This is a genomic window from Streptomyces sp. NPDC041796 (assembly GCF_055590785.1).
Genome location: NZ_JBVJAH010000007.1, coordinates 186,106 through 198,956, shown reverse-complemented (window position 1 = coordinate 198,956; position 12,851 = coordinate 186,106). Strand labels below are relative to the sequence as shown.

Genomic DNA, 12,851 nt, shown 5'->3' with positions numbered 1-12,851 from the left:
TGCCTAAGCAAACGCTCAGGCGGAGGGTGATTGTTCCAGACGGACGATGACGGACTTGCTGGCGGGGGTGTTGCTGACGTCGGCGGTCGAGTCCAGCGGCACCAGGACGTTGGTCTCCGGGTAGTACGCGGCGGCGCAGCCGCGCGCCGTGGGGTAGTGGACGACGCGGAAGCCGGGCGCGCGGCGCTCGGTGCCGTCCGTCCACTCGCTGACGAGGTCGGTGTACGCGCCGTCGGCCAGGCCCAGCTCACGGGCGTCGTCCGGGTGGACCAGGACCACGCGGCGGCCGCCCTTGATGCCGCGGTAGCGGTCGTCCAGGCCGTAGATCGTGGTGTTGTACTGGTCGTGCGAGCGCAGTGTCTGCAACAGCAGCCGCCCCTCGGGGACCTTGGGGTACTCGACGGGGGCGGCCGTGAAGTTCGCCTTGCCGGTCTTCGTCGGGAAGCGGCGCTCGTCGCGCGGGGCGTGCGGCAGGGCGAAGCCGCCGGGGTTCTTCGCGAGCCTGGCGTTGAAGTCCTCGAAGCCGGGAACCACCCGCGCGATGCGGTCGCGGATCGTGGCGTAGTCGTGTGCGAACTCTTCCCACGGGGTGGCCGACGCCTCGCCGAGGACCGCCCGCGCCATGCGCGCCACGATCACCGGCTCGGACAGCAGGTGCGGGCTCGCGGGCGGCAGGTTGCCGCGCGAGGCGTGGACCAGGCTCATCGAGTCCTCGACCGTGACGAACTGCTTGCCGCTCTTCTGTACGTCCTTGTCGGTGCGGCCCAGCGTGGGCAGGATCAACGCGCGCGTGCCGGTGACCGCGTGCGACCGGTTCAGCTTGGTCGACACATGGACGGTGAGCCGGGCGCGCCGCATGGCGGCCTCGGTGACCTCGGTGTCGGGCGTGGCGCCGACGAAGTTGCCGCCCATGGCGAAGAAGACCTTGGCCCTGCCGTCGCGCAGCGCCTGGATGGCGCGGACGACGTCGAAGCCGTGGTGCCGGGGCGAGGTGATCCCGAACTCCCTGTCGAGCGCGTCGAGGAAGCCGGCCGAGGGGCGTTCGAAGATGCCCATGGTGCGGTCGCCCTGCACATTGGAGTGGCCGCGCACGGGGCAGACCCCGGCGCCGGGGCGGCCGATGTTGCCGCGCAGCAGCAGGAAGTTGACCACCTCGCGGATGGTCGGCACGGAGTGCTTGTGCTGGGTGAGGCCCATGGCCCAGCAGACGATGGTGCGCTCCGAGGCGAGCACCATGCGCAGGGCGCGCTCGATCTCGTCGCGCCGCAGGCCGGTGGCGGCGAGGGTCTCCTCCCAGTCGGCGGCCTTGGCGGCGGCCGCGAACTCCTCGTACCCGTGCGTGTGCTCGTCGACGAAACGGCGGTCGACCGCGCAGTCGGTCTCCAGGATCAGCTTGTTCAGCAGCCGGAACAGGGCCTGGTCGCCGCCGATGCGGATCTGCAGGAACAGGTCGGTGAGGGCGGCGCCCTTGATCATGCCCTGGGGGGTCTGCGGGTTCTTGAACCTCTCCAGGCCGGCCTCGGGCAGCGGGTTCACCGAGATGATCCTCGCGCCGGAGGCCTTGGCCTTCTCCAGGGCGGACAGCATCCGGGGATGGTTCGTGCCCGGGTTCTGCCCGGCCACGATGATCAGGTCCGCCTGGTGCAGGTCCTCCAGCGAGACGCTGCCCTTGCCGATGCCGATCGTCTCGGTGAGCGCCGAGCCGGACGACTCGTGGCACATGTTGGAGCAGTCCGGAAGATTGTTGGTGCCGAATTCGCGGGCGAAGAGCTGGAGCAGGAACGCGGCCTCGTTGCTGGTGCGGCCCGAGGTGTAGAAGACGGCCTCGTCGGGGGAGCCGAGTGCCGTCAGCTCCTCCGCGATGATCGCGAAGGCCCGCTCCCAGCTCACCTCCTCGTACCGGTCGGAACCCTCCGCCGCGTACACGGGGTGGGTGATGCGGCCCTGCTGGCCCAGCCAGTACCCGCTGCGGGTGGCGAGGTCCGTGATCGGGTGAGCGGCGAAGAACTCCGGCGTGACCCGGCGCAGCGTCGCCTCCTCGGCGACCGCCTTCGCCCCGTTCTCGCAGAACTCCGCGATGTGCCGCTTGTCGCCCTCCGGCCAGGCACAGCCGGGGCAGTCGAAGCCGTCCTTCTGATTGACCTTGAGCAGGGTGCGCGCGGTGCGGCGCACGCCCATCTGCTGGTGGGAGATCCTCAGCGTGTGCCCGATCGCGGGGAGGCCCGCGGCGGCGTGCTGGGGCGGCGCGACCTGCGGCGCGTCCTGGACCGGGTCACCTGCGGGCGGCTTGCTGGCCATCGCGCTCTCCCTTGAGCGGTCATGTCCGACGGACGACTTCGTTGTACGTCTCACGATCCTGTCACGTCGCACCGACAGCGGTGGACTCAAGGCTCGCTCGGTCGGGATTGTCAGTGGTCCGTGGCAGGATCGTCCCCGTGGTAGAGACAGCATCGAAGAAGACCGACGACATCCGTCCGCGCCTGCTCCTCATGGACGGGCACTCCCTGGCGTACCGGGCGTTCTTCGCGCTGCCCGCGGAGAACTTCACCACCGCGAGCGGCCAGACGACCAACGCCATCTACGGCTTCGCGTCGATGCTGGCGAACACGCTGCGCGACGAGTCGCCCACGCACTTCGCGGTGGCGTTCGACGTGTCCCGCAAGACGTGGCGCTCCGAGGACTTCCCCGAGTACAAGGCGAACCGCTCCAAGACGCCCGACGAGTTCAAGGGGCAGGTCGAGCTGATCGGCGAGCTGCTGGACACCATGAACGCGGAGCGGTTCGCGGTCGAAGGCTTCGAGGCCGACGACATCATCGCCACCTTGGCCACCCAGGCGGAGGCGGCGGGCTTCGAGGTGCTGATCGTCACCGGTGACCGTGACTCCTTCCAGCTGGTCTCCGACCACATCACCGTGCTGTATCCCACCAAGGGTGTTTCCGAGCTGACCCGCTTCACCCCGGAGAAGGTCCAGGAGAAGTACGGACTGACTCCCTCGCAGTACCCGGACTTCGCCGCCCTGCGCGGTGACCCGTCGGACAACCTGCCGGGCATCCCCGGGGTCGGTGAGAAGACCGCCACGAAGTGGATCAATCAGTTCGGTTCGTTCGCGGAGCTGGTCGAGCGCGCCGACGAGGTCAAGGGCAAGGTCGGCCAGGCGCTGCGGGACCACCTGGAGTCGGTCAAGCTCAACCGTCACCTGACGGAGCTTGTCCGTGACGTGGAGCTGCCGAAGTCCGTCGCGGACCTGGAGCGCCGGCCGTACGACAGGACGGCGCTGAAGGGGTTCCTGGAGGTCCTGGAGATCCGTAACCCGAGTCTGCGCGAGCGGCTCCTCGCGGTCGACCCGGGCGCGGAGGAGGAAGAGGCGCCGGCGACCGCTGCCGGTGTCGAGCTGGACGGCTCGGTCCTGGGCGCGGGCGAGCTGGCGTACTGGCTGGAGCAGCACGGCGGCCGGCCGCTCGGTGTGGCGACCGTCGCGACGTGGGCCCTGGGCGTGGGCAATGTCAGCGAGGTCGCGCTGGCCGCCGCCGACGGCAAGGCCGCCTGGTTCGACACGACCCAGCTGGACGAGGCCGACGAGAAGGCCTTCGCGGCCTGGCTCGCCGACCCGAGCCGTCCGAAGATCATGCACAGCGCGAAGGAGGCGCTGCGGGTCTTCCCCGAGCACGGCTGGCACATCGAGGGCATCACCATGGACACCGCCCTCGCCGCCTACCTGGTCAAGCCCGGCCGCCGGTCCTTCGCGCTGGACGCCCTGTCCGTCGAGTACCTGCACCGCGAGCTGGCCCCCGCCGCCGCCGACGGGCAGCTCGCCTTCGGCACGGACGAGCAGGCCGAGGCCGACGCCCTGATGGCGCAGGCCCGCGCGGTCCTCGACCTGGGCGAGGCGTTCGGCGAGAAGCTCGGGGAGGTCGGCGCGACCGAGCTCCTGCACGATGTGGAACTGCCCACCTCCCTGCTGCTCGCCCGGATGGAGCGGCACGGCATCTCCGCGGACCGCGCCCATCTGGAGGCGATGGAGCAGCAGTTCGCGGGGGCGGTCCAGCAGGCGGTGAAGGAGGCGCACGCCTCGGTCGGGCACGAGTTCAACCTCGGCTCGCCCAAGCAGCTCCAGGAAGTCCTCTTCGGCGAGCTGAACCTCCCCAAGACGAAGAAGACCAAGACCGGTTACACCACGGACGCCGACGCGCTGGCGTGGCTGGCCGCCCAGACCGAGCACGAGCTGCCGGTCATCATGCTGCGTCACCGCGAGCAGGCCCGGCTGCGCTCCACGGTCGAGGGCCTGATCAAGACGATCGCGGCGGACGGCCGGATCCACACCACCTTCAGCCAGACGGTCGCGGCGACGGGCCGTCTGTCCTCCACGGACCCCAACCTGCAGAACGTGCCGGTCCGCACCGACGAGGGCCGCGCGATCCGGCACGGCTTCGTGGTCGGCGAGGGCTTCGAGTCCCTGATGACGGCCGACTACAGCCAGATCGAACTGCGGGTCATGGCCCACCTGTCGGAGGACGAGGGCCTGATCGAGGCGTTCACCTCCGGCGAGGACCTGCACACCACGGTCGCCTCCCAGGTGTTCTCGGTGGAGCGGTCCGCCGTCGACGCCGAGATGCGCCGGAAGATCAAGGCCATGTCGTACGGCCTGGCGTACGGGCTGTCCGCCTTCGGCCTCTCGCAGCAGCTGAACATCGAGGCGGGCGAGGCGCGTGCCCTGATGGACACGTACTTCGAGCGGTTCGGCGGTGTGCGTGACTATCTGCGCCGGGTCGTCGACGAGGCGCGTGCCACCGGGTACACGGAGACGATGCTCGGCCGCCGCCGTTACCTGCCGGACCTGAACAGCGACAACCGCCAGCGCCGTGAGGCGGCCGAGCGGATGGCGCTGAACGCCCCGATCCAGGGCACGGCCGCCGACATCGTGAAGGTCGCGATGCTCAATGTGGACCGGGTACTGCGGGAGGCGGGCCTCAACACCCGGATGCTGCTCCAGGTCCACGACGAAATCGTGCTGGAGGTCGCCCCGGGCGAGCGCGAGCGTGTCGAGGAGCTCGTCCGCCGCGAAATGTCCTCGGCGGTGGAACTGCGCGCCCCGCTGGACGTCTCGGTGGGCGTGGGCCCGGACTGGGACTCCGCGGCACACTGAAGCGACGCGGCCCGGCCCCCCTCAGGGGCGGCCGGGGCGCTGCCGTCCCGCACTCCGTCCCGGCTCCCTCGGGGCGGGCGCGTCCCTACCCCACCGGCCGGCGCCCCGCCGTCCGCAGCCGCATCCCCGCGCCGTACAGCAGCAGTCCCGCCGCCAGCCCGGCCCCCGCGCCGAAGCACGCCGTGGGGATGATGTCCAGCGGTGTCTCGATCCGCCCCCAGTACGCGTACCACCGGGCGCACCGGTGGGCGATCCCCGCCACCACACACGCCCCGAGCAGCGCCGCCGCGAGCAACCGGCCCCGCCGGTCCAGCACCGGTACCGACGCCGGAGCCCGCCCGGCCGCCTCCGGCGGGACGCGCCGCAGCGCGCCGCCCACGAACCACACCAGCACCACCAGCGCGACGGCGGAGCCGCCGTACTGCGCGTAGAGGTACACGGGGAACCCGGCCACCACCGCCCCGAGCGCCGGGAACACTTCCGTGCCCCACCGGTCGGCGTGCGTGAACAGGTCCCACACCACATGCGTCGCCGCCCCGATGACGGCCGAGACGTAGAACCGGACCGCCAGCCCCGCCGGGTGCCGCTCCCGCCAGGACTCCCCCCGTACCAGGGCGTGCACCTGCCCCTGCCGGCGGGCGGGCACCAGGGCCAGCAGTGGCTCACGCACCATCAGCCACACCGCCACCAGCGCCGCGGTGATCAGGACGTCGACGGTCAGGACGCCCCACAGGCTGTGCGTGACGTCCCCGAAGAGCATCGCCCCCGGGATCGCGGTGTCCGCGAAGTACGTCATGTCGGGCGAGAACGAGCCCATGACGAGTGCTGACGCGACGAGTGGCCCCCGTGCGGTGCCGGACCTCCGTATCCCCGGCAGGACCGCCGCGGCGTGGCTGAGTGTGAATGGCATTGCTGTCGTTCCCCCGATGCGTACCTCAGGTCAATGGCGCCCAGTATGCGTGACGTTCGCTCACCGGATTCCGGACGACGCAGAGGTGACGAAAGCGTGAAAAGCGGTCAGGTGGCGGTGTCCAGGAGCGCCGAGTTGACGTAGGGTCGCCTGAGTCGCCGCGCTGGGGAGCGCGAAGGGCAGCCACCGGGGAGGGACCAGACGTATGGCAGCGCACATCGGCCGTCGACTGCGCAAGGGAGCCACCAGCACAGCGGTGGCCGCGGCGGCGGTGGCGGCGCTCTCCGCCTCACAGGCGCCGGGAGTGATGCCTCCTTCCGAGGGAGGCGGGGCCGACCAGCCGCTGTCGGACGTGTCGTCGCCCTCGCCCGACGGCTCCGCGACCGGCAACTCCCCCTACTACACGGACCTGCCGCCGCTCAACACCCCCACCAAGCCGGGCGCCCCCACGACTCCGGTCGTCACGGGCCCCGCCGAGGCGGGCATTCCGGCGACCGTGCTCGCCGCGTACAAGCAGGCCGAGCAGCACCTGAAGAGCAACGACCCCGGCTGCAACCTCCCCTGGCAGCTCCTCGCCGGCATCGGCAAGGTCGAGTCCGGGCAGGCGCGCGGCGGCCGTGTCAGCGCCGACGGCACCACCCTCACGCCGATCCTCGGCCCCGTCCTCAACGGCGTCGGGTTCGCCAACATCTCCGACACCGACAACGGTGCCTACGACGGGGACACCACCCACGACCGCGCGGTCGGACCCATGCAGTTCATCCCCTCCACCTGGGCGAGCTGGGGCCAGGACGCCAACGGCGACGGCCGCAAGGACCCGAACAACATCTACGACGCCGCCCAGGCGGCCGGCATGTACCTGTGCGCCAACAACCGCGACCTCGCGGTGAAGGCGGACCTGGACAAGGCGATCCTGAGCTACAACCGCTCGACGGAGTACCTGCGTACGGTTCTGTCCTGGTTCGAGTACTACAAGAACAACAGCCACCAGGTGCCCGACGGCACGGGTGTCCTGCCGGTCGACCGCAGCGACAACGACACCGACCCGAGCCCCAGGCCCACGCCCACGCCCACGCCGACCCCGACGCCGCCTCCGAGCCCGTCGGTCACGCCCCCGACGGCCACCCCCAAGCCGACCCCGCCGCCCGGCAACGGTGGCGGTACGCCGACCCCGAAGCCGCCGACGACCAGCCCCACGCCGACGCCCGAGCCGACTCCGCCCGCGACCCCCACACCCTCCCCGTCGCCCTCCGCCACGGTCGCGCGCATCAAGGACGCCGGCACGGGAGAGCTGACCGCGACGGCCGGCGCCGTGTTCACGCAGCGCCCCGCCGTGACGGCGCTGAACCTGGCGGGCAAGCCGGTGGCCCGGGCCGAGGTGAGGTTCACGATCACCGGCGAGACCGACTCCCGCTTCCCCGGCGGGGCCACCGCCGTCACCGTCCTCACGGGCGCCGACGGCACCGCCACCGCCCCGGCGCTCCAGGCGGGCGAGCGGACCGGTGAGTTCACCGTCCGGGCCACCGTGGTGGGCCGCACGCTCACTCCGGTCGAGTACGCGGCGACCGTCACCGCCCGCCAGGCCGACGCCCTGGCCAGGACGGACGCCAAGGAGCTGACGGCCCGTCCCGAGGCGGAGTTCGCCGACCAGGTCCAGGTGAAGGCGACGTACAAGGGCGCCGCCGCCTCCGGCGTCGCACTGACCGCCACCATGATCAAGTCGGCGGACGACGCGACCGTCAACGACAAGGGGCCCTTCTTCAAGGACGCGGAGGGCAACCCGGTGCGCACCCTCGAAGGCCTGACGACCGACGCGAACGGTCTGCTCACGCTTCCGAAGGTCTTCGCGGACGGCCAGACCGGCACGTTCCTGCTCCGCCTCACCACCACCGGTGGCGCGACCCTGACCGTCGAGCTCAAGGTCGCCTGACCGGCCCTCCGCACCCGGTCGGACGCGAGCGCCGCGCACACCGCCCCACCCCGTCCGGTGGGGCGGTGTGACGTGTGTTCTCATCTCGCGCCGCCATTGCTACCGTGCCTGCCATCTGACGGAGTATCAGGTGGGAGGCCGGTCCCATGCGCGTCCTTGCAGCCACCGCCATGGGCCTGGCCCCGGTCCTGCTCCTGGTGCTGCTCCTGGCCGTGACGAACCCGGCCCCCGAGGGCGAGACCTCGCCCCGGCCGTTGCTCACCACGGTCCCCGGCCCCAAGAAGTAGGAGGGGCACCCGCCATGCGCCGCAGAGCCGCCCTCGTACTCCTCTCCTTCGCCGTGTTCTTCGCCGCCATGGCCCCCACCCTCCGGTGGTACGCCTTCCCCAGGCTGGCGAAGATCCCGGCAGGCCAGTACCAGGAGATGGTCCTGGAGGCGAAACCGGCCACGCTCCTGAAGTACGACACCATGAAGGCCGAGCGGGTCGAGAAGGTCACCATCGTCCAGACCCTCAAGGGCAACGTCGAGGAGTCCCGCAGGATCGAACGCCACGCGGGCCGCGACGTCGTCGTATGGGACGCCCTGTCGCATGTGACCGGCCCCGACGGCTCGATGGTGTCCCAGATCCCCGAGCGCTACATCTTCGACGCCCACACCCAGGCACCCGTCCACGCCACCGGTGAGTCGGTCGACGGCGACCCGGTGCGCCGCGAGGGCATCGAGTTCAAGTGGCCCTTCCTCACCGAGAAACGGGACTACGCCTACTTCGACGCCCAGACTCGTACCTCCGCGCCCATCCACTACAAGGGCAGCCGCACCTTCCGCGGCCTGGAGGTCTACTACTTCGAACAGACCGTCCCCTGGACGAAGGTGCCGTACCCGAAGAAGATGCCCCTGCCGGGCATCGACGCGTCGAAGCTGGAACAGCAGACCGGCACCACCCGCTGGTACACCACCACGCGCATGTTCTGGGTCGAACCGGTCACCGGCGCCCCCGTCAACGGCGAGGAGATCCACCGCGAGGAACTGCGCGGCGGAACCCTGCTCGGCGGCCGCGACAAGGTCACCGCCTTCGCCGGACACGTGAAGATGCGCGAGGACTACCTCGACCACACCGTCGACCTGGTGCGCTCCCAGCGCCGCCTGGTCCTGCTGATGACGTCACACCTGCCCTGGGGCTTCCTGCTCCTCGGTACGGGACTGGCGGCGCTGTCCCTGTGGCTGGAGGCACGCGCACGCCGCCGCCCGGCCGTCAGCGCCGCGCGTTCGTCCGACGGGTCGGCTCCGCCGCCGTCGGGTCCTCCGGCCACGGATGCCTCGGGTAGCGCCCCCGCAGCTCCGCGCGTACGGAGCGGTACCCGTCGCGCCAGAAGGACGCCAGGTCCGCCGTGACGGCGGCGGGGCGCCCGGCCGGCGACAGCAGGTGCACCAGCACCGGAACGCCCGCGACGGAGGGCGTTTCCGCGAGCCCGAACATCTCCTGGAGCTTTACCGCCAGCACCGGCTGCTCACCGCCGTACTCGACGCGGACCCGTGACCCGCTCGGCACCTCGATCCGCTCCGGCGCCAGTTCCTCCAGCCGGGCCGCGTCGCCGGTCGCCCACGGCAGCAGCCGCTGAAGGGCCTGCCCCGCCTCGATCCGCGCCAGGTCCGCCCCGCGCCGGGCCCGCGACAACTCCGGCTCCAGCCACTCCTCCGTACGGTCCAGCAGCGCGGCGTCCGACACGTCCGGCCACGGCGCGCCCACCACCCGGTGCAGGAACGCCAGCCGCCGGCGCAGCTCCTCCGCCTCCCGCGACCAGCGCAGCAGCCCCAGCCCGTCGCGACGCAGCCCGTCCAGCAGGGCGACGCGCACGAGCGCGCGGTCCGGGTCCCTCAGCGGGCGCCGGGCCGTCTCGATGGCGCCCAGCCGCTCCACCGACCGCGCGACCACGTCGCCGTCCTCCCAGCGCACCTCCTCACCCGCCACGAGCAGATGCCGGGCCGCCGACCGCGCGGCCTCCCCGTCCACCACGGCGGCCAGCCGCACGCGCGCGGAAGCGGCGTGCGCGGGCCGGTCCGCGACGGCGACGGCCAGCCAGGGAGCCGCCCGCAACCGGGACCCCTCACCGAGCTCGGCGCCCGTCCCCGACGCCATCAGGAACGCCCCCTCGCCCCGGGCCCGCGCCACCCGCTCCGGGTACGCGAGCGCCGTGACCGTCCCGACGACGGCGTCGTCCGGCAGGTCCGCCTCCGGTGCCCCGGCGCCGTCCAGCTGCCGCGCCAGGCGCCGCGCCTCCTGCCGCCAGCGCGCCCCGTACGCGTCGCCGCCGCGCCGCGCCGTGCGCCACGCGCCCGCCAGGTCGTCGCCGTACTCGCGCGGCGGCTCCTCGCTCAGCAGGGCCACCACCTCCGCCGCGCGCCGCGCGCCGACCACCGGCGCCCCGTCCAGCAGCGCGCGGGCCAGCCGCGGGTGCAGGCCCAGCCGGGCCATCGTCACGCCCCGGCCGGTCACCCGGCCCGCCGAGTCCACCGCGCCGATCGCCGTCAGCACCGAGCGCGCGGCGGCCATGGCGCCCGCGGGCGGCGGGTCCAGCAGCGCCAGGCCCGCCGCGTCCGGGTCACCCCAGGAGGCCGCCTGGAGCGCGAAGGCGGCCAGGTCGGCCACCTGGATCTCGGGTGCCGGGAACCGCGGCAGGCGCCCGTCCTCCGCCTCCGTCCAGCACCGGTACACCACGCCCGGCGCCTCGCGCCCCGCCCGGCCCGCGCGCTGCCGGGCGGCCGCCCTGGACGCCCGCACCGTCGTCAGCGAGCCGAGACCCCGCGCATGGTCCACGCGCGGCTCACGCGCCAGCCCCGAGTCCACCACCACCCGCACCCCCGGCACCGTCAGCGACGACTCCGCCACCGACGTCGCCAGCACCACCCGCCGCCCGCGGCCGGGGGAGAGGACCGCGTCCTGCACGGCCGCCGGCGCCCGCCCGTGCACCTGGAGCACCTCCGCGTCCACGGACGACAGCAGCCCCGCCACGCGCGCGATCTCCCCGACACCGGGCAGGAAACACAGGACGTCGCCCTCGCGCTCCGCCAGCGCCCGCCGCACCACCGACGCCACGTGCGCCGACAGTGCGGGGTCCACGAACATCCCGTGCGGCGGCCGCACCGGCCGGGCCGGGGGAGCCCACACCACCTCCACCGGATGCGCCACGCCCTCGGCCCGAACCACCGGAGCGCCGCCCAGCAGGCGCGCCCAGCCCTCCGCGTCGGTCGTCGCCGACGCGGCCACCAGCCGCAGCTCGGGCCGCAGCGCCGCCCGTACGTCCAGCAGGAACGCGGCGGCGGTGTCCGCGTCCAGGTGCCGCTCGTGGCACTCGTCGAGGATCACCACGTCCACCCCGGCCAGCTCCTGGTCCCGCTGGAGCCGCTGGAGCAGCACACCCGTCGTCACCACCTCGACGACCGTCTCCCGCGACACGACCCGCTCGCCGCGCACCGTGAAGCCCACCCGGCCGCCGACCTGCTCGCCCAGCAGCCACGCCATCCGCCGGGCGGCCGCCCGCGCCGCGATCCGCCGTGGTTCGGCGACGACCACGCGCGCGCCCGCCCGGGCGAGCTCCAGGGGCACCAGGGTCGTCTTTCCCGTCCCCGGAGGCGCGCACAGCACCGCGGCCCCGTGCCCCTCCAGCGCCCGCTCCAGGGCGGGCAGGGCGGTACGTACGGGGAGGGCGAGGGCCTCGTCCCGCAGCCGCATCACGCGCGCTCGCACACGAAGATCGCCGTGCCCGGGATCAGGTGGCCGCGCAAGGGGGACCAGCCGCCCCACTCCTGGGTGTTCCAGGCCGGCCACTCCGGCTCGACCAGGTCGACCAGGCGGAAGCCGCCCGCGACGACGTCCCGCACCCGGTCCCCGACGGTCCGGTGGTGCTCGACGTACACGGCACGCCCCTCCTCGTCCTGCTCCACATAAGGGGTGCGGTCGAAGTAGGAGGCCGAGACGGACAGGCCCTCCGGCCCCGGCTCGTCGGGGAAGGCCCACCGCAGCGGATGGGTCACCGAGAACACCCATCGCCCGCCCGGCCGCAGCACCCTGTGCACTTCCCGGAAGACCCGCACCGGATCGGCGACGAAGGGCACCGCCCCGTACGCCGAGCACGCCACGTCGAAGGAGCCGTCCCGAAAGGGCAGCGCGGTGGCGTCGGCCTCCACCAGGGGCACCTCGTCACCGATGCGGAGCGCGTGCTGGAGCTGCCGGTGGGACAGGTCCAGCGCCACGGGACGGGCCCCCCGGGCGGCCAGCCAGCGGGAGCACTGGGCGGCGCCGGCGCCGATCTCCAGCACGTCGAGCCCGGCGACGTCCCCCAGGAGCCCCGCCTCGGCCTCGTCCAGCCCCTCCGGCCCCCATACGAACCGGTCGTCCCCGAGGAACGCCCCGTGCTCGCTCTGGTACTCGTCCGCGTGCCGGTCCCACCAGCCCCGGCTCGCCCGGCTGCTCTCCGCGTCACCGGCGTGGCGCCGAGTGGCTTCAGGCTCGTACTCTTGGATCATCCCGCCCGCCGTTGTAGGTTGCGCACGGCTCCCGCACATGCGGCAGCCGCGGCCACGATGGCCTTGGGAAACCTTAATTGTGCCGGGTATGCGACGTTCTGCCCCGGGTGTGCGCCTTCGCGCATTGACCGTGTCCGGCCGTCCCCGTATGCTAAAGGTTGCGCTGCGGGCCTGCGCGCCTCAGACGGAGCAGGTCGCGCTCGCATCTGTTGTATGTCCCCTCGGTTGTCGAGGCGCCTCCCCTGGCGGGGATGGGCGCTTCCTTGGCTGTCCGGCTTCTTCAGCTGCGATACGGGCTCTCGGCGTAGCAGTACCTACGACTTCAATGTCCGTACCGGAGCC

Annotated in this window: 7 protein-coding genes and 1 pseudogene; 4 read left to right on the top strand and 4 right to left on the bottom strand. The window is 72.6% G+C overall.

Annotated elements, in window-relative coordinates; all coding sequences use genetic code 11:
- Positions 1–15 precede the first annotated feature (15 nt).
- On the bottom strand, positions 16–2,298 hold the full coding sequence (locus ACZ6C1_RS16445; protein ID WP_469241563.1) for an FdhF/YdeP family oxidoreductase: 2,283 nt from the start codon (positions 2,296–2,298) through the stop codon (positions 16–18).
- A gap of 191 nt (positions 2,299–2,489) precedes the next feature.
- Between ACZ6C1_RS16445 and polA the strand changes: the two genes are divergently transcribed.
- Entirely contained in the window at positions 2,490–5,144 is a 2,655-nt protein-coding gene (gene polA / locus ACZ6C1_RS16440; RefSeq protein WP_469241916.1) for a DNA polymerase I, read from the top strand.
- Positions 5,145–5,229: 85 nt separating this feature from the next.
- Here the strand turns inward: polA and ACZ6C1_RS16435 are convergent, their stop codons facing one another.
- A complete protein-coding gene (locus tag ACZ6C1_RS16435) occupies positions 5,230–6,054 on the bottom strand; it encodes a DUF4184 family protein (protein ID WP_469241561.1) in 825 nt (274 codons plus the stop codon).
- Between the two features lie 205 nt (positions 6,055–6,259).
- Between ACZ6C1_RS16435 and ACZ6C1_RS16430 the strand changes: the two genes are divergently transcribed.
- The 3 genes and pseudogenes from ACZ6C1_RS16430 to pgfA all read left to right on the top strand — a co-directional run.
- On the top strand, positions 6,260–7,984 hold the full coding sequence (locus ACZ6C1_RS16430) for a lytic transglycosylase domain-containing protein (RefSeq protein ID WP_469241559.1): 1,725 nt from the start codon (positions 6,260–6,262) through the stop codon (positions 7,982–7,984).
- 146 nt (positions 7,985–8,130) lie between these two features.
- Entirely contained in the window at positions 8,131–8,271 is a 141-nt protein-coding gene (locus tag ACZ6C1_RS16425; protein WP_469241557.1) for an SPW_0924 family protein, read from the top strand.
- Between the two features lie 14 nt (positions 8,272–8,285).
- Positions 8,286–9,245 (top strand): annotated as a pseudogene (gene pgfA / locus ACZ6C1_RS16420) (cell envelope lipid trafficking protein PgfA); the annotation flags it as partial.
- On the opposite strand, the gene hrpB reads toward pgfA, so the two are convergent.
- A complete protein-coding gene (gene hrpB, locus ACZ6C1_RS16415) occupies positions 9,238–11,715 on the bottom strand; it encodes an ATP-dependent helicase HrpB (RefSeq protein WP_469241914.1) in 2,478 nt (825 codons plus the stop codon). The pseudogene pgfA and the gene hrpB overlap by 8 nt on opposite strands.
- A complete protein-coding gene (locus ACZ6C1_RS16410) occupies positions 11,715–12,509 on the bottom strand; it encodes a class I SAM-dependent methyltransferase (RefSeq protein WP_469241555.1) in 795 nt (264 codons plus the stop codon). Before ACZ6C1_RS16410 ends, hrpB begins: the two co-directional genes overlap by 1 nt.
- Positions 12,510–12,851 lie beyond the last annotated feature (342 nt).